This is a genomic window from Pseudomonas neuropathica, assembly GCF_015461835.1.
In the GTDB taxonomy this organism is placed as follows: domain Bacteria; phylum Pseudomonadota; class Gammaproteobacteria; order Pseudomonadales; family Pseudomonadaceae; genus Aquipseudomonas; species Aquipseudomonas neuropathica.
On the sequence record NZ_JACOPX010000010.1, the window covers coordinates 171,398 to 190,874 of the forward strand.

Here is a 19,477-nt window from a genome sequence, read left to right on the forward strand (position 1 = left end):
CCAGCGGTTCTGCACGGTCGAGTTGTGCTTCCACTGGCTTTTGCTGACGTGGCAACCAACGAATTCAGCTCATGGAATGGGTAAATCGCCCCGCCACTGAATCCAGTGTCGGGGCGATGCGATTGCTACCTTCAAAGCACTATCAGGAAGCATCAATCCAGATGGTTTTGATTTCAGTGTATTGGTCGTGCGCCCAGACTGACTTGTCGCGCCCGCCGAACCCCGACTCCTTGTAGCCGCCAAATGGCGTAGAGGCGTCGCCCTCACCGAAGCAGTTCACCGTGACAATCCCGGCGCGAATCCCACGCGAGAGTTTCAGGGCATGGCGCAGGTTGCCGGTGTAAGCCGATGCTGCCAGGCCGTAGGCTGTGTCGTTGGCCAGCTCAATGGCCTCGTCAACGGTCTGGAACGTGGTGACGCTCAGTACCGGGCCGAAGATCTCTTCCTGGAACAGACGGCTATCGCGACTCACGCCGTCAACGATAGTGGGTTCAACGAAAATATCTTGGCGGGTTTTGCCGCCCACCAGCACGCGCAGGTTTTCGTCGCGGGCCACATCAAGGTAAGAGCGCACCTTGTCGAAATGCGCCTTGCTGATCATCGAGCCGAGGCGGTTCTCAGGATCCAGTGGATCGCCCATTTTCCAGTCACTCAGATGAACCTGCACACGCTGCAACAGTTCATCCTTGACGTCGGCGTGGACGATCAGCCGCGATGAGGCCGAGCAGTTTTCCCCCATGTTCCAGAACGCGCCGTTGACCACATGCTGAGCGACGAGGTCGATGTCTTCGACATCATTCATCACCACCGCAGGGTTCTTGCCGCCGCATTCCAGCACGATGCGTTTCAGGTTCGATTCGCTGGAATACTTGAGGAACAGCCGCCCGGTATCGGTTGAACCGGTGAAGCTGACCATGGCCACATCCGGGTGACGCCCCAGCGGCTCGCCCGCCTCCTTCCCTCCCCCGGGCACGACGTTGAAGACACCGGCGGGAATCCCCGCCTGGTACGCCAGTTCGGCGACGCGCAACGTGCTCAACGTAGTTTCCTTGGCCGGTTTGACCACGATCGAACAGCCTGCGGCCAGCGACGGGCCGATTTTCCAGGCGAGCATCAGCAGCGGGAAGTTCCACGGCAACACCAGGCCGACAACGCCGATCGGTTCGCGCACCACCATGGTCACCGCGCCCGAGCCGACCGGGGCAGTGGCGTCGTAAATCTTGTCGATCAGCTCGGCATGCCAACGCAACGTGTGAATCGTTTCCGGCACGTCGATGTTCTGGCATTCACGAATCGGCTTGCCACTGTCCAGGCTTTCCAGCACTGCCAGTTCATGGGCGTTGTCTTCCAGCAACTGGGCAAAGCGCTGCAATATCGATTTGCGTGCGGACGGCGCCAGTGAATGCCAGCGTGTGTCGTCAAAGGCTTCCTTGGCCGCCGCTACCGCTGCATCGACGTCATCGGCGTTGCACGCGGCAATCTCGGTCAATACCTGTTCGGTGGCTGGGTTGGTCGTGGTGAATGTCTTGCCCGATCTGGCGGCGCAGAACTGCCCATTGATGAACGCTTGATTGCGAAACTCGAGTTTCGCAGCCAGTTCACGGTATTGCTCTTTACTCAGCAGGTCTGCCATTTCAAGCCTCCTCGACGATACGCGCGACGTTTTTCTGCAGGGTTTTGATCACGCCTTCCAACGCTTGCTTCTCCGAAGGCTCCAGCGGTTGCAGTGGCGCCCGCACACCGCCGGCACGCAGGCCACTGAGTTCGCTGCCATGTTTGATCGACTGCACGAACTTGCCGCTCTCGAGGAAATCCATCAACGGCAGCATCGCCGACATGATCCGCCGGCCTTTATCGAAGTTCTTTTCGAGCACGCAGGCTTCGTAAAGCGCGATGTGTTCACGCGGGATGAAGTTCGAGCCGGCGCAAACCCAGCTGCGCGCGCCCCAGGCAAAAAACTCCAGCGCCTGATCATCCCAGCCACAGGACAGCTGGATCGACGGATGGGCATGAGCCAGACGGTGCAGACGACTCATCTCGCCCGAACTTTCCTTGATGGCGGCGATGTTCTTGCAGCCAGCAATCGCTTCGAAAAACTCGTCGCCCATCGCCACGCCCATCCGCGACGGATAGTTGTACAACATGATCGGCAGCCCGGCGGCCTTGTCCACGGCGAGCACGTGGGCGGCAATTTCCTTTTGCGTCGGCAAGGCATACGGTGGCGAACCGACCAGGATGGCGTCCGCTTCGAGTGACTTGGCTTTCTCGGCGAAGTACACCGAGTCTTCAGTACGAATGCCGCCGGTGCCGATGACCAGCGGCAAGCGTCCGCGGATCACCTCTTTGGCTCGCTCGGCTACGGCCACGCGCTCCTCGGCGGTGTGCGCGTAATACTCGCCGGTGGAGCCGCCAATAACGATGCCGTGAACCTTGGACTCGATCAGGTATTCGAGCACGTCGGAGAACGCCGAATAGTCGATTTGGCCATCAGCGGACAACGGGGTAATGGCAGGGGTAAAGATTCCGTCAAAGTTCATAGCGTTTTCTCCAGTGGTTCAATGTTCAATCCGTGCGCCCGACGACATGTCGGGCAAACTGTGGTTATTGGCGGCGCAAGCCGTCAGGACGGCAGCAGAGCGACGAGGCTTCAGCGACCGGTCAACGTAGGTTCAACTTTCTCTCCCGGCGCGGTACTGCCCCCACTTGAGGTTCATGTTCACCCCAAGCGAAAGGAACGGTTCTGGCGGGTTGCTGTTGGGACCTGGCGCCTGCAACAGGAAATCAATCAGTGGGTCACGCTGCCCCGCCAGCCAGTCAGCGAGCAACTTGCCGGTGACGGTTCCCCGCGTGACGCCCAGACCGTTGCATCCCAGCGCGCCATAAACGTTGGGCGCCAGTTCGCCGAAAAAGCCGTTGTGGTTGCGCGACATGGCCAAGGCGCCACCCCAGGTGTATTCGAACGTCACGTCCGGCAACATCGGAAAACGCTGATCGAATGAAGCCTTGTGCCGACGCACGAAACGCTCGTTGTATTTACTGTTGCTGCGGCCATCGGGGTTGAAGGTGAAACTGTTGCGGATCAGCAGGCGGTTATCCGGGGTGCGGCGCACCGTGGTGCCGAAGGGATCGGCTGGAATGGCGCCCCAGAACGGTTTGCCGCCCAGCCGTGCCTGTTCTTCTTCGGTCAGCGGCCGCGTAATGCTGGCGTAGGTGTAGATCGGCAACATGCGCCCTTGCAGGAAACCGAAACGCATGCCGAACGAGTTGTTCGCCAGAATCAGCTTGTCGGCAGTGATGCTGCCGTGGGCGTGTTTGAGGACCGTCTTGGCGCCGTATTCCACTTCTAGAATCGGGGTGCGCTCATACAGCGTGACGTTCGATGGCAGATGGTCGGCGAGGCCTTTCACCAGCCCGGACGGTTGCAGTAGCACCGCCCCCGGGGTGAACAAAGCCTGGCGGTAAAACCGCGTGCCCAAGTGTTCGGGCAACTCATCGGCATCAATCATTTGAAAAGGCTGATCGAGTTTTTCCAGGCCCCGGCGATAGGCATCGAGGACGGCGATACCACGGTTCTCTACCGCCGCCTGATATTTGCCGCAGGCTTTCATCTGGCAGTCGATACGGTATTGTTCGACCAGCTCGCGAAGTAGCGATTGGCCGGCCAGATTGAGTTTCAAACTGGTGCGGGCCAGCGCGATGTCACCGATGTAATCCTCAGCGCCAATGTCGTGGGGAAGATCAATGGCAAAACCGGCATTGCGACCCGACGGCCCCAGTCCGACTTCCTGCGCTTCGATCAGCACCACTTCATCGTCGGGAAAATTCAACGCCAGTTGTCGCGCGCACGCCAGTCCCGTGAAGCCGGCACCGATGATCACCCAGCGGGCTGAACGGTGCCCACGGTGAGCCGGCTCGGGACTGCGTGGCTTGCTCAAATGAAACCAGCCACAACTATCATCATCGGCGGGTAATGAACTGACTTTCATAGTGTTAAACCGTTAATCGTTGAAGTTGCAAAACGCACGCGGCACAAAGCAAACGCACGCAGTAGCGTCGATCCGGAAACTTGCAAAACTGGCACTTGCGCAAACAGTGACGATTGACTGTTTGTTTTAAAAACCGGCCGCCACGGCATAACGGCCGCTGCTGGCATAGTCACTCGAGTAGTAATAATCCCTGAAGGTCATGGGCGGTAAGCCGAACAGATCCTTGAAGCGTTTATAGAAGTGCGGATAGCTGACAAACCCGGTGGCGAGTGCCACATCCGTCAACGAACGATCACTTTGCACAATCAATTGCCGAGCCCGGGTCAAACGCAGTTCCAGGTAGTAGCGATTCGGTGCCGCATTCAGATAGCGGGCAAACCTTCTTTCCAGTTGCCGGCGTGACACGCCGACCTGGCTGGCGATTGCATCGATTTCCAGCGGTTCCTCAATGTTCTTTTCCATCAAGTCGAGCGCGATATTCAAAGGCTTTGGAATCGATGAGCAGCGAAGGCTGTCGGCATTTGCCAAGAACTTCGGATGCGCTTGTGCGGGCTGGTGAACACGTTTTATCTCATCGACCAGTACCGCATCGTTGTGCGCACCCAGTTGCTGCATGATCGCCAGGGTCATATCCAGCGCCGAATGAGCATTAGCGCAAGTGGCCCGGCGCTGTGTGCAAATAAACTCGCGAGTCGATACCTTCAACTGCGGGAAATATTCATGGATCAGCCCGCAGCTGTCGCTGTGACAAGCAAAGTCCCCAGTCTCAAGCAAACCGGCATCGGCCAGATAAAACGCGGCATTCCAGCAACCGGCAACGATCCCTTTGCTCGCGGACTTCTTCAGCACTCGGCGCAGCACTGGCTGCGTGGCAAGCCTCACACGCTGGCCTCCGACGACAATCACTGCGTCATGACTGAAGCCTTCCGCCACCAGCCTTTGCGAAGCCAGCGACACGCCGATATCACTTTCAACCATCCCGCCCCGCAGTGAGTAGGTCGATACCGTGTAAATCGTCTCAGCGTTGATCAGGTTTCCAGTGCCCAAGGCATCCATCGCCGTTGAAAGGGTCGTCAACGAAAAATGATCGAGCAGGATAAACGCCACCCGCACCACACGTTCATGGCCCGACATCACGGTGGATGGACGAAAGCCGATGTTCTGTTGTTTCAACGGACTCTGGAACGTTTCCATCTTGCCTCACCCGCTCACCTTCACTGAAACGACAACCTGGTGGTTTGGCGACTGGCACGGCCCGCCGCCAAACCGTGGCCGAACCGATTACTTCGCTGCCGCCCGGGCGTCACTCAACCAGCCGTCATAGGCTTGCTGGTTGGCCTTGATCCATTCCGCAGCATGGCGCTTGATGTCGGCGAGCGACTTTTCACCGTTCTGCATGCGCAGGTTTTGCGCACTTTCAGCGGCCGTCGGGATGCTGACTTCAGAGAGGAATTTGCGCGCCACCGGGTTCTTCTCGGCGAACTCTTTGTTCATGACGGCATTGACCGTGTCCACCGGGAAACCGAGATTCTTGCCATCATGGAAGGTGTCCTTGCTTTCCTTGCCATCCGGCAGCGAGGTGAACGGCACCGGCAACCAGACCACGTCACGCCCCTCTACCAGAACACTGGCGATCCACTGCGGAACCCAGGTAAAGAACAGCACTGGCTTGCCTTGCTGAAAGCGCGCAATGGTGTCCGCCATCAACGCGAAGTACGAGCCGCGGTTGTCGACCACGGTTGGCCCCAGACCATAGGCTTTCATGTGGTGTTCAACCATGATCTCGCAGCCCCAGCCCGGGTTGCAGCCCGTCAGGTCGGCCTTGCCGTCACCATTGCTGTCAAAGAGTTTGGCGATTTCGGGTTTCTTCAGGTCTGACAGATCCTTGATCTGATAAGCGTCGGCAGTCTTCTTGTCGATCATGTAGCCCTGCAGCACGCCTTTCATGACTTGCCCGACTTTGACCATCACGTCATCGCCGCCGGCTTTCTCATAAAACGCTTCGTGCAGGTGTTCCCATTCATGCACGGTGAAATCCGCATCACCATAAGACAGTGCGAGAAACATCGCCGGGTAGTCGACTTCCTTTGGCTGTTTGACGTCGTAGCCCAGTTCCTTGAGACCGGCGATCACTACCTCACCGCGGAAACGCTCTTCGGCGATGGTCGGAAAAATCGGCGTAATCGAAACACCGGCACCGGGTTTGTTGGCATCGGCCGCGTAGGCCGCCGAGCACAGCAAGGTGCCAAACACTGCAGCTACAAGGCTCGAAACCACGCTTTTCTTGAGATTTGTCAGTTTCATGTTTCACCACGCTTGGAGTTTTTAATGGGGTGAGCAGGCCAACTCAATTCGTCACTGGACGTGCAACGTTCTTCTTTTTCTTCAGTTTCATGAGCAGCCCCACCGGGCCGCTTTCATACCAGCGCTGACCGGTGGCCAGATCGCTGCTGCGCTCACCCATTGCCTGGGTCAGTCGATCAAGGAATACCGCGAGCAGCACCAGGCCGGCACCGCCGACGCTGGCCAAGCCCATGTCGAGGCGGCCGATGCCGCTCAACACCATCAAGCCCAGACCGCCCACCGAGATCATCGAGGCGACGACCACCATTGACAGCGACAACATCAATGTCTGGTTGAGACCGGCCATCATCGTTGGCGCCGCCAACGGCAACTGCACCTTCATCAGCATTTGCGTGGCCGTGCAGCCGAACGCGCGGGCGGCTTCGACCTTGTCGGCAGGGACTTGGCGAATACCAAGGTTGGTCAGACGCACCAGCGGCGCGACGGAAAAGATGATGGTGACGATCACACCGGGGACGTTGCCGATACCAAAGAGCATCACCACCGGCACCAGGTAGACGAACGCCGGCAGTGTTTGCATCGCATCCAGTACCGGGCGGATGATCATTTCCGTGCGATCACTGCGCGCACACAGGATGCCCAGCGGTATGCCGATCACGGCGCAGAACAACAGTGATGTCAGTACCAGGGCGAGCGTGACCATCGCATCGCTCCACACTCCGATCAGTCCAAGCCCGGTGAGGGTGGCGACGCTGAAAATGGCGATGCGCTTGCCGCCAATCTGCCAACTGATCAGCCCTGCGATGATGATGAACACCGTCGGTGGAACCGACAGCAGTCCCCACTGCACACCGTCCAGCACTTGATCGACCGGCCAACGGATCGAACGAAACACTTCCCTGAAGTTATGCACCAGATATTTAAGGGCGGTTTCCACCCAGGATCCCAAAGGAATATTTAGACTTTGGAAAGGATCTAGAAAGTTGAAGTCTGACATGGTGCTACCTCGCCCTCAGAAGCGGTAAATCAATTCTGATTAATCGGAGTTCAGCTATTACACAAGCAGCTCAGAAGATGGCCCTGCGAAATCGAACCTTTATAAAGCCCAACTTCATCCACCACTGGCATAGGAGTTGCCGAGGCAGCGACCAGATGAAAGATGTCGCGAAGAGACGCTTCCGCTTTAATTGGCGTTTGCCCACCCGGTATATAAGCGACATTGCAATCCTGTTGCGCGATATCGCCGGCTTTCAGAATTCGACTGGTGTCGAAACCATTAAAGAAATCACGCACATATTTATTCACCGGGTTGCACAGAAGTTCACGCGGCGTGCCGATCTGCACCACGCGTCCGCCTTCCATGATCGCAATGCGGTGACCGATGCGAACCGCTTCTTCTATATCGTGAGAAATGAAAATGATGGTGCGATCCTGCTCCGCCTGGAGCTTGATCAGCTCGCCCTGCATTTCGCTGCGAATCATCGGATCGAGTGCCGAGAACGCTTCGTCCATCAGCAGAATGGCGGGATCGTTTGCCAGCGCGCGGGCCAGACCGACACGTTGCTGCATGCCGCCGGAGAGTTGGTGAGGAAAGCTGAACTCCTGCCCCGAAAGCCCGACCTGCTCCAGCGCGCCCATCGCGCGGCAATAGCGTTCTTTCTCGCTGACACCGCTGATTTCCAGGCCGAAGCTGACGTTGTCGATGACGCTCATGTGCGGCATCAAAGCAAACGACTGGAAGACCATGCCCATGTCTTTGCGGCGAACCTGCAACAAGTCCTTGTCGCCCAGGCCGGTGATTTCCTTGCCATTGAGAAAGATCTGGCCGGAGGTTGGTTCGATCAGCCGGTTGAACAATCTGACCATGGTCGATTTGCCGGAGCCGGACAAACCCATGATCACGAAAATCTCACCACGGCGAACCGAGAAATTGGCATCAAAAACACCAATCGCCTGACCGGTCTTTTTAAACACTTCAGCTTTTGATGCGCCTTCTTTAACCATTTTCATGGCAAGTGCTGGCTGCGTACCGAAGACTTTGAAAACATTCTTTACGCAGATGATCTCGTCGGAACTTGTCATACCTTGCCTCCTTCGCATCGTGCATCTTTCGCGTTAAGCGACAGGCAAACGAGCAAAAATAATGTTAAGCGGCAGCGGTAATGAATAGATGTCTTCACGACGGGCTTCCTTTTATTATTTTTGAGGTCCCAGGAAAAAGGGATGTTTCAAATCTATTAGCATCACCTCGCTTAATCCAACTACATTTACAGGGACAATTCGATAACGTCGGGTTATCGGTTGCGACGACAGCCATTGCCGAGTGCCGCGTCAGCACCATGAGCGACCGGGTCTATCCCGACAGCGACGCTCGCGTAGCCCTCCCCGCACGGTTCCGTTACCCTCCTCGCGCTTCGTTGGGGAGCTGTATCGTTAGGAGAGTGTACGAATGAGCAAGCATGTCGACCCTGACACCATCCTGCTGAAAATGCCGTCCTTGAGGGCTGTGAAGGCATTTGTGGCCGCGGCCAAATACGAAAGCTTCACCCGTGCAGCGGAGGCGTTGTGCGTTTCGCAAGCCGCGATCAGCCGGCAGATCCGTGAGTTGGAAAGTTATCTGGGCGCGCAACTGTTCACCCGGGTCGGCCGTGCGGTGGAATTGACGGCCGCCGGCGCGGTGTTTTTCGATGCCGCGCAACTTTCTTTCGTCAACATCGCCCAGGCTGCCGAACGCATTCGCAGCAGCCAGTCGACCAAGAAGGTGCTCACCGTTTGTTGCTCGCCGGCCTTTTCCGCGCTGTGGTTGTCGAATCATCTGCAGGAGTTTTTCGCGCAGTGCCCGGACATCGAACTCAACCTGATCACCACGCAGAACTTTCTGACCATGGAACCCGGTGTGCAACCGGACATCTTCATCACCAAGATTTCGCGCATCCGTGACGGTTATAGAAGCTACCCGCTGTGCCATGACGTGATTTACCCGGTATGCACCCCGCAGTATCTGGAGAAACACCCGGAGATTGCGACGATCGAAGGCGTGCGTGATTCGGCCCTGCTCAACCTGAGTCCCTATGGCCGCTCGCAAGTCGCCGAACATGTCGACTGGGGCGTGTGGCTGGCGTTTCAGGCCATCGATATCGACGATCGCCCGGCGAACAGTCCGCAGATCTTCAACGCCAACGACTACAACCTGCTGATCAGCATGGTCCTGACCCATCAGGGCATTGCGTTGGGCTGGAATCACCTGGTCACGGGATTGGTGCAACAAGGCCTGCTGGTGCGACCGATCGAGCAACAGGTGCAATTGCGCAACAGCTGGCACTACCTGAGCTGTCGCGAAAGCTCCGAAAACGAAGACGAACTGCGGCGTTTTCGCGAATGGATTCTGGCGAAGTTTCCCCGCCGCTAATCCGCTCGGCACAAGCCTCGGGTGATTTGGTTATCAATAGCCCGACGAAAATGTTGCTAGAGCGGCGCCCTCCCCGTGGCTCATTGTTGAGCTGCGCCGGCCATAATCGGTACGGCTCAAATCACAGGAAGGGATTGTTGAATGTCACTCTTCGAATTCTGTCGCGACTTTGATTTCCTCGATGCCCCGCTCAAGACCCGTGCAATTGTGCAGGACAGTCTGCTGGATATCGTCGGCGTCATGGCCGCTGCGGCCAGCAATGACACCAGCAGCACCATGCGACGTTTTGCCGAACAGCATTACCCGACGGGCGCCTATAGCAGTCGTCTGATCTTTGCCGGGCAGCGTGTCAACGTGCTCGGCGCGGCTTGGGCCGGAGGCTTCAGCGCTGATAGCCTCGACGCCCATGAGGGCCACTTCAAATCCAAGGGGCATGCCGGTGCCACTGTTGTTCCCGCCGTGCTCGCCCTGGCCGATGCGCTGCATCATCAAGGCCAATCGATCAGCGGCCATGCGCTACTGAGCGCCCTGTGCATCGGTTATGAAACGGCGCTGCGGGCGGGCTCTGCCTTGATGGCGACCTCGCCGACTTATCACGCATCAGGTGGTTTTTCCGCGCTCGGCGTTGTCTGCGCCGGCGCGCGCTTGCTGGGCTTCGATGAACCGACATTTCGCCACGCCTTGGGCATCGCCGAATACTTCAGCGCACGCTGCCCGATGATGCGCGTGGTGCAAGCGCCGACGATGCTGCGCGATGCCCACGGTGCAGGCGCATTTGCGGGTTTGAACGCGCTGTTCATGGCCCGGGAAGGCATCACCGGTGCACCGGCAGAAACAGTTGAAGACGTCACTGTCGCTGAATACTGGACCGACATCGGTTCACGCTGGGAGATCGACAGTCAGTACTTCAAACCCTGGCCAGTCTGCCGCTGGGCGCAACCGGCGCTGACCGCCATGCTCGATTTGCAGCGGGAAAACCCTGAACTTGATGCGGACTCGATTGAAACCGTTCGCGTGGAAACGTTCTACGAATCGATGTGTTTGCAGGGGCATACGCCGAGTGATGCCGATCAGGCGCAGTACGCCCTGGCCTTTCCGTTGGCCGCACTGATTGTCAGGGGCAAAGTCGGTCCGCAAGAAGTCACCGGGGCGGCGATTTTTGCCGAAGATATTCTCGCATTGAGCCGCCGTATCGAAATCGTTGAAGCCGCCGATATTTCCGCCCGATTCCCCGACGAAATCCTTTCGCGATTGACCATCACCCTGAAGAACGGTGCCGTGCTGGTGAGTCCGGTCACCGCCGCGCGTGGGGACCCCGAAACGCCCCTCAGCGCTGAAGAGCTGGATCAGAAATTTGATCTGTTCGCCAGCGGTCTGGGTGTAGAACGCAGCGCCGAGGTGAAAACAGCGATCAAACACATCGCTCAATCCAGCTGCGCCATCACCGCCCTGGAACCGATTTTTCACCCGGTTCCGGCACTCCAGCCAGACGCTCATCGATAACGCCAACGCATGAATTGCCCGCAGCAAATGTCGTTTGTGACGTCTGTCCTGGGCCATATAGGCTGAGAACCATGTCGCCTATGGGAGGATAAAAATGAACAATAAAGAAAGCGTTTTTGACCTGATCGCTCAGCGCAAACCCTGGCACTCGCTGCCAGGCGCTCTTTACAGCAGTGAAAGCGTTTACCGTCAGGACCTTGAGCAGATCTGGCACAAGGACTGGATCTTCGCCGGCCACACGTTTGAAATTACCAAACCGGGGCAGTATTTCACCCTGCAAATCGGTGACTATCCCGTTGCCGTCGTCCGTGGCAAAGACGGCGAAGTTCGGGCGTTCCATAACGCCTGCCGTCACCGTGGCGCGAAAATCTGCGAGGCCGATCACGGCAAAGTGGCGAAGATGGTTTGCCCGTATCACAAGTGGACGTACGAGCTGGATGGCAACCTGTTGTTCGCCGGCAACATGGGCCAGGATTTCGACAAATCCCAATACAGTCTGAAAAGCGTTCACTGCGAGATCGTCGACACCTACATTTACGTCTGCGTGGCCGCCAAGGCTCCTGATTTCGAAGGCTTCCGCAAGGCCGTCAGCCCTTTCATCGCGCCGCACTACCTTGAAAATTGCAAGGTGGCATTCGAGTCGAACATCGTCGAGAAAGGCAACTGGAAACTGGTCTTCGAAAACAATCGCGAGTGCTATCACTGCGACGGCTCACACCCGGAGCTGCTGCATTCGTTCGTCGATAATCTTTCGGTGGGTGGCGTCAGTGGCGAAGATGATCCAGAGCTGTCGGCTTACTGGTCCAAGTGCGAGAGCGCCGGGTTGCCAAGCCGTTTGGTGATGGATATCAACGGCCAGTTCCGTATGACCCGTATTCCTCTGTCATCCGGTGCCGTCAGCTACACCATGGATGGCAAACCGGCCGTTGCCGGCCGCCTGGACAAGACTTCTGAAGCTGACATCGGTGCGCTGCTGTACTTCCACTACCCCTCCACCTGGAATCACTTCCTCGGTGACCATGCGCTGAGCTTCCGGGTGCTGCCGATCAGCGCCACCGAAACCTTGGTCACCACCAAATGGCTGGTTCCCGACAGCGCAGTGGAAGGCGTTGATTACGATATCGAGCGCCTGACCAAAGTCTGGATTGCCACCAACGATCAGGACCGCACGCTGGTCGAGGGCACCCAGCGTGGTGTGACTTCGCCGTCGTACGAACCGGGTCCTTATTCGGAAACGGCCGAGACCGGCGTTTGTCAGTTCGATGACTGGTACTGCGCGACCATGATGGATCGGCTCAAAGGCCCCATTCCGTTGAAGTCTGTTGGCTGATCTGCGCTCTGTTCACTCATGTTAACCCTGCTCCCTGCCAGCATCCCGACGGATGTTGGCAGGGACTCTTTCGTCTCGGAAAGCTGTTACTCCGGTTCATAGCCAAAAAGCCGGGAGACACCGATAAGGATGTCCACATCAATGAACACCTCGACGTCATCTTTGGCAGCTTATGTAAACCACGGCGAACGCGTGTCGACGCGCATTGTATTTTTGATCACCGGCATTGTGATGTCGGCCTGGGCGCCGCTCGTTCCGTTGGTCAAAGCGCGTACCGGACTGGACGACGGTGGACTGGGTCTGTTGTTGCTGGGATTTGGTATCGGATCGATCGTCGCCATGCCGTTTGCCGGTTATCTGACTGCCCGGTTTGGCTGTCGGCCAGTGATCATCTGCTCAACTCTCGCGTTGTGTTCGGTGCTGCCGATGCTAAGCCATCTGACATGGCTGCCGGGACTGGCGCTAGCGGTGCTGGGGTTCGGCGCCAGCATGGGCATGCTCGATTGCGCGATCAATATCCAGTCCATCATCGTTGAAAAGAACAGCGGCGAAACCCTGCAATCCGGGTTCCACGGGCTCTACAGTGTCGGCGGTATCGCGGGTGCCGGGGCCATGACGGCGATGCTCAGCCTGGGATTGAATCCACTGTTGTCCGTGCTGTGCCTGGTAGCGATCATCCTCGCCGCGCTGTACAAGGCTGCGCCGAGTTTGTTGCCCTATGGCACGGAGAAAGACGGCCCGTTGTTGACGCTGCCACGGGGGATCGTGCTGCTGTTGGGCTGCTTGTGTTTCATTGTGTTCCTGACGGAAGGCGCCATGCTCGACTGGAGCGCGGTTTTCCTCGCCTCGCAACGCGCAATGGAACCCAGCTACGCCGGTTTGGGCTACGCGAGTTTTGCCGCGGCGATGACGCTCGGGCGCCTGACCGGAGATGCCATCGTCAGCCGACTGGGTGGCGTTCGCGTGGTGGCGCTGGGCGGGATCTGCGCGGCGGCGGGCATGTTGGTTTCGCTGGTGTTCGAGAGCTGGCAGGCGGCATTGCTGGGTTATGCCTTGGTCGGTATCGGATGCTCGAACATTGTTCCGGTGCTGTTTACTGCGGCGGGTCGACAACAGCGCATGCCGCAGCGCACCGCGATTCCGGCGATCATTTCCATGGGTTACGCCGGCATTCTCATGGGGCCGGCGTTTATCGGCATGGTTGCGCACCTCAGTACGCTGGTGGTCGCTTTGGGGGGATTGGTATTCCTGCTCCTGTTCGTCAGTTATGCCGCGAGATTTCTGAAGACATAACGCACAGGCAGCACTGACGGAGACGGGGTTTGGCTTCCTCAGTGGGGGTTTTCGCCCACGCTGACCTTGATCGGAGTGGCTTGAGAAACCTTGTGCTGCCGGGTCGCATGCCAACACAGTAGCGAGCCCACCGTCACCAGCACGGCGCCCTGCCAGAACTGCATCTGCAAACTCACGCCCAGCCACAGCGCGGCGAACGCCGATGACAGCACGGGCGCAGAGTAGGACGCGGTCGCCAGCAAGGTCAGGTTTCCCCGCAGAATGCCGATGTTCCACAGCGCGTAACCGCCGGCCATGGCGATTCCGGCTGCCAGCAACTCCAGGGAGTTTTCCCAAGTGAATGGCGGAATTTGTTCCGGGTTCATGTACCACTTCACCCACAGCACGACGGACGTCAATACGAAAAACAGCACCACCAGATTCTGCCCACCTGCATAGCGACGCGTGACATTGCAATACAGCGCAAAGGTGATCGCACAAGTCAATGCCAGGCTGTAGCTCAACGGGTTGGACTGAACATTGCGAACAATTCCCGGCAGCGATAACCCCTCGCCACTGACCACCCACAAGATGCCGAAAATCGCCAGCGCGGAGCCGGGAATGATGAACCAGCGGGTTTTCTGTCCGTTCATGACGATCGCCAGTACCACGGTCAGGCACGGCCACAGATAATTGACCACGCCCAGTTCGATGGCTTGATGGCGATCACTGGCGAAACCAAGCGCCAACGACAGGCACACCTCATACGCGACGAACAATGCGCTGCCGAGCACCAGATAGAGCCTGGAGGTCGAGCGAATCCGCGGGCGGCCGAGAAATACCAGCAACAGCATGGCGCCCAGCGAGTAGATCAACGCAGCGCCCCCCAGCGGGCCGAAGTGCTCGCTGACGCCCCTGATCAATCCGGCGGCGGTACTCCACAAAACAATCGCCACCAAACCACACGCTGTGGCGGCCCGCTCACCTTTGATCAGCATCATGACTCCTGGCACAACATGGCAAACCGACCGCACAGGCTAACCAGCGCAAGAGGATCAATAAAGGAACATTTTTGCCCTGCAAAGGATGAGCTGTCGTTATGACTCAGCCTTGATTGACCTGCGTCCAACTGTCGCAGCAAACAGCCATTGGAAAATTCCGCACAAGCCTTAGAATCCGCGCCCTCTTGCAGTCGCCGGATCTGGTGACCGAAACGTATCCAACCGCCCTGTCCGTCTGGCGGGCGCCCGCACCACACACCCCGGCTTGGCAATCGCCTGCGCAGAGGCGCACGTTGCGCTGTTCGATCTCTAGAGGTTTTTATGTCTCCGCGTTTGCTGGCCATGGCGCTGGCGCCCCTGCTCGGGCTGTTCATTGTTGCGCTGGGCAACGGTTTCCTGTCTTCCCTGACCACCCTTCGACTGGACGCCGCCGGTGCCTCGGCCACGACAATCGGTTTCGTTTCATCGGCCTACTTCATCGGTCTGACTTTGGGTGCGGTGTTCAACGACCGTTTGATTCTGCGCATCGGCCATATCCGCGCCTACGGCAGCTTTGCCTCGCTGATCGCCGTGACCATTCTGTTGCAGGGATTGTTCTATGACACCTGGGGCTGGTTCGCCCTGCGCCTGATCAACGGCTGGGCCACGGTCGGCGTGTTTCTGGTGATCGAAAGCTGGCTGCTGCTGGCGGGCGACGCGAAGATTCGTGGGCGCTTGCTCGCGCTGTACATGATCGTCTTGTACGGCGCCGGTGTGCTGGGCCAGGCAACGTTGGGCAAAATCACCGGGTTGAGCGACAGCGCACCGTTCATGGTGGCCGGCATGCTCGCCTCGTTGTCGGTGCTGCCGATCGTAATCCTGCCGCGCGTGTCGCCGCTGCTCGATCAGGTGGAACCGCTCAAGCCACGGCAACTGTTGGGCGTGACACCGACCGGGCTGGTCGGCTGTTTCGGCTCGGGTGTGACCATCGCGGCGATTTACACCTTGCTGCCGCTGTATCTGCAACGCAGCGGTCTGAATGTCGGTGAAGTCGGCAGCATGATGGCCTGGACGATCCTCGGCGCGATGCTCCTGCAGTACCCGGTCGGGCGCTGGTCCGACCGCAAGGATCGTTTGCAGGTGCTGACGATTCTGACAGTGGCGTGCACCGTGTTGTCGCTGGTGATCGTCCTGGTGCCGTTGTCCTCGACGCTGCTCGCGGTGATGTTGTTTATGCTCGGCGGCGGCGTGTTTGCGCTGTACCCGGTTGCCGTCAGCCACGCCGCCGACCGTGCGCCTGCCGAAGCGTTGGTGCCGATGATTCAGGGACTGCTGCTGATCAACTCGCTGGGCTCGGCGATCAGCCCGATGATGATTTCGCCGGTGATGAACTCGTTCGGTGCCAATGGTTTGTTCTGGGTCTTTGCGTTGGTCAATCTGTGCATGGTCAGCTTCTTCTTATGGCGTCGTGGCAAACGCCCGGTGCCTGCCAATCCCGCGCCGTTTGCAGCGGCAGCAACCTTCTCGCCGACAGGCGCGGAGCTGCGGGTGACCGAAGATCTGCGTCAGGCAGTGCAAGAACATCCGCCAATGGTTGATGCACTGAGCGGCGAACCTTCGCCACAATGTGAGACACGCTGAGGGTTGCGCCAGTCTGTGCCAAGCGCAGACTGGCTCGCACCACTATTCAGATTCGTGGGTGATGTCCACGAGCGGAATCGGCTCAATCGCCCAAGCGCAAATCTGACGACGTTCAGGGCTGGGTATCGCGCAAGCCTTGCGTCCGGTATACGCATCGACGCGGGCCTTGGCGGGAATCCGCAGGTCGGGCTGCGCGGGTATCTGCGTGCACACGCCATCAGCGCCAAACCGCCAGCCGTGATAGGGACACTGCACGCTGTTGCCGACCTTGCTGCCGGCCGACAGTGAGCCGCCGCGATGCACGCAGATATCCGCCAGCACGTGCGCGACGCCAGCGTCATCGCGGAACGCTACGAAAGGTTGTCCGAGCAGTCGAACCGGCATCAGTCCATCAGTCAACTGTGACGATGGGAGAGCGACATACCACAGGTTTGTAAGCATGGGGGGGCGGGCGATCCGTCAGTACGGTGAGTTCAAGTCAGAAAAACCCTGGAATCCAAAACCAAACCAGAGCGCTCCACTTGGCCAACGTGAATTGCCAGTGCCGTTGCCCTGCCCTTTGCCTACACTTGCTTGCCAATGATGTTTCCTCTCTGCCGAAGGAGTCACCCATGTCAAAGCTCTATCCCAGTATCGATCCTGAGGGGCTGGTCGAGTACTCGGTTGTCTATACCGACCGCTCGCTCAACCACATGTCGCAGGCCTTTCAAGGCGTGATGAGGAACATTTCCAAGACCCTGAAACAGGTCTACCACGCCGAGGCGGTTGCAGTGGTTCCGGGCAGCGGCACATTCGGCATGGAAGCGGTGGCGCGGCAGTTCGCCACCGGCCAGCAGTGCCTGGTGATCCGCAACGGCTGGTTCAGTTATCGCTGGAGCCAGATCCTTGAGATGGGCAATATCCCGGCGGCGACCACGGTGCTCAAGGCACGGCCGGTAGAGCCGGGTCGCCAGGCAGCCTACGCCCCGCCGCCGCTGGACGAAGTTCTGGCCGCCATTGCCGCGCACAAGCCGCAGGTGGTCTTCGCACCCCATGTTGAAACGTCATCCGGAATCCTCCTGCCCGACGACTACCTGCGGGCGGTCGGGGACGCCGTGCATGCAGTGGGTGGCCTCTTCGTGCTGGACTGCATCGCCTCGGGCACGATTTGGGTGGATATGCACAAATGCGCAGTCGACCTGTTGATCAGCGCACCGCAGAAAGGCTGGAGCGCCTCCCCCTGCTGCGCCCTGGTGATGTTCAGCGCCGCGGCGCTTGCGCGCATCGAACAGACGCAAAGCAGCAGCTTCGCTTGCGACCTGAAAAAGTGGCTGCAGATCATGCAAGCCTACGAACAGGGCGGACATGCCTATCACGCAACGATGCCCAGCGATTCCCTCGCGCGGTTCAATGACGTGATGAGAGAGACGCAAGCGTACGGGTTCGACAAGGTTCGCGATGAACAACAGGCGCTGGGTGATCGGGTGCGTGCGCTGTTGATCGGCAAAGGCATCAAAAGCGTCGCCGCAGTCGGCTTTCAGGCACCCGGCGTCGTGGTGAGCTACACCGATGATGCCGATATCAAGAACGGCAAGAAATTTGCCCATCACGGCCTGCAGATCGCTGCCGGCGTGCCGTTGCAATGCGATGAGCCGGCCGACTTCCAGACCTTCCGCCTCGGCCTGTTCGGACTCGAGAAGCTGCAGAATATCGAGCGCACGGTGAGCATGCTGGAACAGGCACTGGATGAGGTTATTTAGCGACCCGGCCGTCGGGCACAGGCTTCATGACATAACCGTCAACAGGTGGTTGATGTCGCGGTGTTGCACGTCCGGACGTCCCGAGCGTTCAACCTTTCGGGGGATTTGCTGAACCAGTCGTACGCTCTGCTCTTTCGATATGTGGTCAGTCCGGGCACAATGCGCATCCTTTTTTGGCTGGCCTTGCCGGAGGCCTCGAAATGATCAAGACACCGTACTACCTCATCGACAAACAGAAACTGCTGACCAACATGCAGAAGATCGCTTATGTGCGCGAACAGTCCGGGGCCAAAGCCCTGCTCGCGCTCAAGTGCTTCGCGACCTGGTCGGTGTTCGACTTGATGCAGCAATACATGGACGGCACCACGTCGTCGTCGCTGTACGAACTCAAGCTCGGCCGCCAGAAATTCGAAGGCGAAACCCATGCCTACAGCGTGGCGTGGGCCGACGATGAGATCGAGGAGATGCTCGCCAATTGCGACAAGATCATCTTCAACTCCATCAGCCAGCTGCAACGCTTTGCCGAGCGCTCTGAGGGCAAAGTCCGTGGCCTGCGCGTCAACCCGCAAGTCAGCAGTTCCGATTATCTGCTGGCCGACCCGGCGCGTCCGTTCAGCCGTCTTGGCGAATGGGACCCGGTGAAAATCGAAGGCGTTATCAGCCAGATCTCCGGCTTCATGTTCCACAATAACTGTGAGAACGGCGACTTCGGCCTGTTCGACCAAATGCTCTGCACCATCGAAGAACGCTTCGGTGAGCTGCTGCACAAAGTCAGCTGGGTCAGCCTCGGCGGCGGCATTCACTTCACCGGTGAAGGCTACGCACTGGACGCGTTCTGCGCTCGTCTCAAGGCGTTCTCGCAAAAGTACGGCGTGCAGGTCTATCTGGAGCCTGGCGAAGCGGCGATCACTAACAGCGCTTCGCTGGAAGTCACCGTGCTCGACACCCTCTACAACGGCAAGCACCTGGCCGTCGTGGACAGCTCCATTGAAGCCCACTTGCTCGACCTGTTGATCTATCGCCTGAACGCCAAGCTGGCGCCGAGCGAGGGTGAACACACCTACATGGTGTGCGGCAAATCGTGCCTGGCCGGAGACATCTTCGGCGAGTACCAGTTTGACCGTCCGCTGGCCATTGGCGATCGACTGTCATTCATCGATACCGCCGGCTACACCATGGTCAAGAAGAACTGGTTCAACGGCCTGAAAATGCCATCCATCGTGGTGAAACAACTCGATGGTACCGTCGAAGTGGTTCGCCAATTCGGTTACGAAGACTACCTGTCCAGCCTTTCTTGAAACGGACAGATAAAG

16 protein-coding genes are annotated in these 19,477 nt (G+C 58.4%); 7 read left to right on the forward strand and 9 right to left on the reverse strand.

Features of this window, described 5'->3' with window-relative positions; all coding sequences use genetic code 11:
* Window positions 1-142: 142 nt before the first annotated feature.
* The 7 genes from H8F23_RS16525 to H8F23_RS16555 all read right to left on the reverse strand — a co-directional run bounded on the left by H8F23_RS16525 (window position 143) and on the right by H8F23_RS16555 (window position 8,372).
* Window positions 143-1,633, reverse strand: coding sequence for an aldehyde dehydrogenase (locus tag H8F23_RS16525; protein ID WP_194935071.1), 1,491 nt, complete (start codon window positions 1,631-1,633; stop codon window positions 143-145).
* A 1-nt stretch (window position 1,634) separates the two neighbouring features.
* Window positions 1,635-2,537 (reverse strand): dihydrodipicolinate synthase family protein, encoded by a 903-nt coding sequence (locus H8F23_RS16530; RefSeq protein WP_194935072.1) that lies wholly within the window; start codon window positions 2,535-2,537, stop codon window positions 1,635-1,637.
* A 132-nt stretch (window positions 2,538-2,669) separates the two neighbouring features.
* A complete protein-coding gene (locus tag H8F23_RS16535) occupies window positions 2,670-3,986 on the reverse strand; it encodes an NAD(P)/FAD-dependent oxidoreductase (RefSeq protein ID WP_194935073.1) in 1,317 nt (438 codons plus the stop codon).
* A gap of 126 nt (window positions 3,987-4,112) precedes the next feature.
* Complete coding sequence (locus tag H8F23_RS16540) at window positions 4,113-5,180, reverse strand: GlxA family transcriptional regulator (RefSeq protein ID WP_194935074.1); 1,068 nt, start codon at window positions 5,178-5,180, stop codon at window positions 4,113-4,115.
* An 87-nt stretch (window positions 5,181-5,267) separates the two neighbouring features.
* Window positions 5,268-6,290, reverse strand: a complete 1,023-nt coding sequence (proX, locus tag H8F23_RS16545; RefSeq protein ID WP_194935075.1) for a glycine betaine/L-proline ABC transporter substrate-binding protein ProX — start codon at window positions 6,288-6,290, stop codon at window positions 5,268-5,270.
* 43 nt (window positions 6,291-6,333) lie between these two features.
* Complete coding sequence (gene proW, locus H8F23_RS16550) at window positions 6,334-7,287, reverse strand: glycine betaine/L-proline ABC transporter permease ProW (RefSeq protein ID WP_194935076.1); 954 nt, start codon at window positions 7,285-7,287, stop codon at window positions 6,334-6,336.
* 50 nt (window positions 7,288-7,337) lie between these two features.
* On the reverse strand, window positions 7,338-8,372 hold the full coding sequence (locus H8F23_RS16555) for a quaternary amine ABC transporter ATP-binding protein (RefSeq protein WP_194935077.1): 1,035 nt from the start codon (window positions 8,370-8,372) through the stop codon (window positions 7,338-7,340).
* A gap of 367 nt (window positions 8,373-8,739) precedes the next feature.
* Between H8F23_RS16555 and H8F23_RS16560 the strand changes: the two genes are divergently transcribed.
* The 4 genes from H8F23_RS16560 (at window position 8,740) to H8F23_RS16575 (ending at window position 13,825) form a co-directional block, all read left to right on the forward strand.
* Window positions 8,740-9,699, forward strand: coding sequence for a LysR family transcriptional regulator (locus H8F23_RS16560; RefSeq protein WP_150729204.1), 960 nt, complete (start codon window positions 8,740-8,742; stop codon window positions 9,697-9,699).
* A 141-nt stretch (window positions 9,700-9,840) separates the two neighbouring features.
* On the forward strand, window positions 9,841-11,202 hold the full coding sequence (locus H8F23_RS16565) for an MmgE/PrpD family protein (RefSeq protein ID WP_194935078.1): 1,362 nt from the start codon (window positions 9,841-9,843) through the stop codon (window positions 11,200-11,202).
* Window positions 11,203-11,296: 94 nt separating this feature from the next.
* Window positions 11,297-12,532 carry an aromatic ring-hydroxylating oxygenase subunit alpha gene (locus H8F23_RS16570; RefSeq protein WP_194935079.1) on the forward strand — a complete coding sequence of 412 codons (1,236 nt, stop codon included), beginning with the start codon at window positions 11,297-11,299 and terminating at the stop codon, window positions 12,530-12,532.
* A gap of 141 nt (window positions 12,533-12,673) precedes the next feature.
* Window positions 12,674-13,825: an MFS transporter gene (locus H8F23_RS16575; protein WP_194935080.1), complete on the forward strand. Its 1,152-nt coding sequence runs from the start codon at window positions 12,674-12,676 to the stop codon at window positions 13,823-13,825.
* Window positions 13,826-13,863: 38 nt separating this feature from the next.
* On the opposite strand, the gene yddG is transcribed toward H8F23_RS16575, so the two are convergent.
* The gene (gene yddG, locus H8F23_RS16580) at window positions 13,864-14,802 is read right to left on the reverse strand and encodes an aromatic amino acid DMT transporter YddG (RefSeq protein ID WP_194935081.1); all 939 of its coding nucleotides are present in this window, start codon (window positions 14,800-14,802) and stop codon (window positions 13,864-13,866) included.
* A gap of 324 nt (window positions 14,803-15,126) precedes the next feature.
* On the opposite strand from yddG, the gene H8F23_RS16585 reads away from it, so the two are divergent.
* Complete coding sequence (locus H8F23_RS16585; RefSeq protein WP_194935082.1) at window positions 15,127-16,425, forward strand: MFS transporter; 1,299 nt, start codon at window positions 15,127-15,129, stop codon at window positions 16,423-16,425.
* A 42-nt stretch (window positions 16,426-16,467) separates the two neighbouring features.
* Here the strand turns inward: H8F23_RS16585 and H8F23_RS16590 are convergent, their stop codons facing one another.
* Window positions 16,468-16,866 (reverse strand): Rieske 2Fe-2S domain-containing protein, encoded by a 399-nt coding sequence (locus tag H8F23_RS16590; protein WP_228759258.1) that lies wholly within the window; start codon window positions 16,864-16,866, stop codon window positions 16,468-16,470.
* A 170-nt stretch (window positions 16,867-17,036) separates the two neighbouring features.
* On the opposite strand from H8F23_RS16590, the gene H8F23_RS16595 reads away from it, so the two are divergent.
* Window positions 17,037-18,164, forward strand: coding sequence for an aminotransferase class V-fold PLP-dependent enzyme (locus tag H8F23_RS16595; protein ID WP_194935083.1), 1,128 nt, complete (start codon window positions 17,037-17,039; stop codon window positions 18,162-18,164).
* Between the two features lie 200 nt (window positions 18,165-18,364).
* Window positions 18,365-19,462, forward strand: coding sequence for a carboxynorspermidine decarboxylase (locus H8F23_RS16600; protein WP_095125981.1), 1,098 nt, complete (start codon window positions 18,365-18,367; stop codon window positions 19,460-19,462).
* Window positions 19,463-19,477 lie beyond the last annotated feature (15 nt).

Coding starts and splice junctions, on each gene's coding strand:
- H8F23_RS16525 (WP_194935071.1), bottom strand. CDS start 1,633: ATGGCAGACCTGCTGAGTAAAGAGCAATACCGTGAACTGGCTGCGAAA.
- H8F23_RS16530 (WP_194935072.1), bottom strand. CDS start 2,537: ATGAACTTTGACGGAATCTTTACCCCTGCCATTACCCCGTTGTCCGCT.
- H8F23_RS16535 (WP_194935073.1), bottom strand. CDS start 3,986: ATGAAAGTCAGTTCATTACCCGCCGATGATGATAGTTGTGGCTGGTTT.
- H8F23_RS16540 (WP_194935074.1), bottom strand. CDS start 5,180: ATGGAAACGTTCCAGAGTCCGTTGAAACAACAGAACATCGGCTTTCGT.
- proX (WP_194935075.1), bottom strand. CDS start 6,290: ATGAAACTGACAAATCTCAAGAAAAGCGTGGTTTCGAGCCTTGTAGCT.
- proW (WP_194935076.1), bottom strand. CDS start 7,287: ATGTCAGACTTCAACTTTCTAGATCCTTTCCAAAGTCTAAATATTCCT.
- H8F23_RS16555 (WP_194935077.1), bottom strand. CDS start 8,372: ATGACAAGTTCCGACGAGATCATCTGCGTAAAGAATGTTTTCAAAGTC.
- H8F23_RS16560 (WP_150729204.1), top strand. CDS start 8,740: ATGAGCAAGCATGTCGACCCTGACACCATCCTGCTGAAAATGCCGTCC.
- H8F23_RS16565 (WP_194935078.1), top strand. CDS start 9,841: ATGTCACTCTTCGAATTCTGTCGCGACTTTGATTTCCTCGATGCCCCG.
- H8F23_RS16570 (WP_194935079.1), top strand. CDS start 11,297: ATGAACAATAAAGAAAGCGTTTTTGACCTGATCGCTCAGCGCAAACCC.
- H8F23_RS16575 (WP_194935080.1), top strand. CDS start 12,674: ATGAACACCTCGACGTCATCTTTGGCAGCTTATGTAAACCACGGCGAA.
- yddG (WP_194935081.1), bottom strand. CDS start 14,802: ATGCTGATCAAAGGTGAGCGGGCCGCCACAGCGTGTGGTTTGGTGGCG.
- H8F23_RS16585 (WP_194935082.1), top strand. CDS start 15,127: ATGTCTCCGCGTTTGCTGGCCATGGCGCTGGCGCCCCTGCTCGGGCTG.
- H8F23_RS16590 (WP_228759258.1), bottom strand. CDS start 16,866: ATGCTTACAAACCTGTGGTATGTCGCTCTCCCATCGTCACAGTTGACT.
- H8F23_RS16595 (WP_194935083.1), top strand. CDS start 17,037: ATGTCAAAGCTCTATCCCAGTATCGATCCTGAGGGGCTGGTCGAGTAC.
- H8F23_RS16600 (WP_095125981.1), top strand. CDS start 18,365: ATGATCAAGACACCGTACTACCTCATCGACAAACAGAAACTGCTGACC.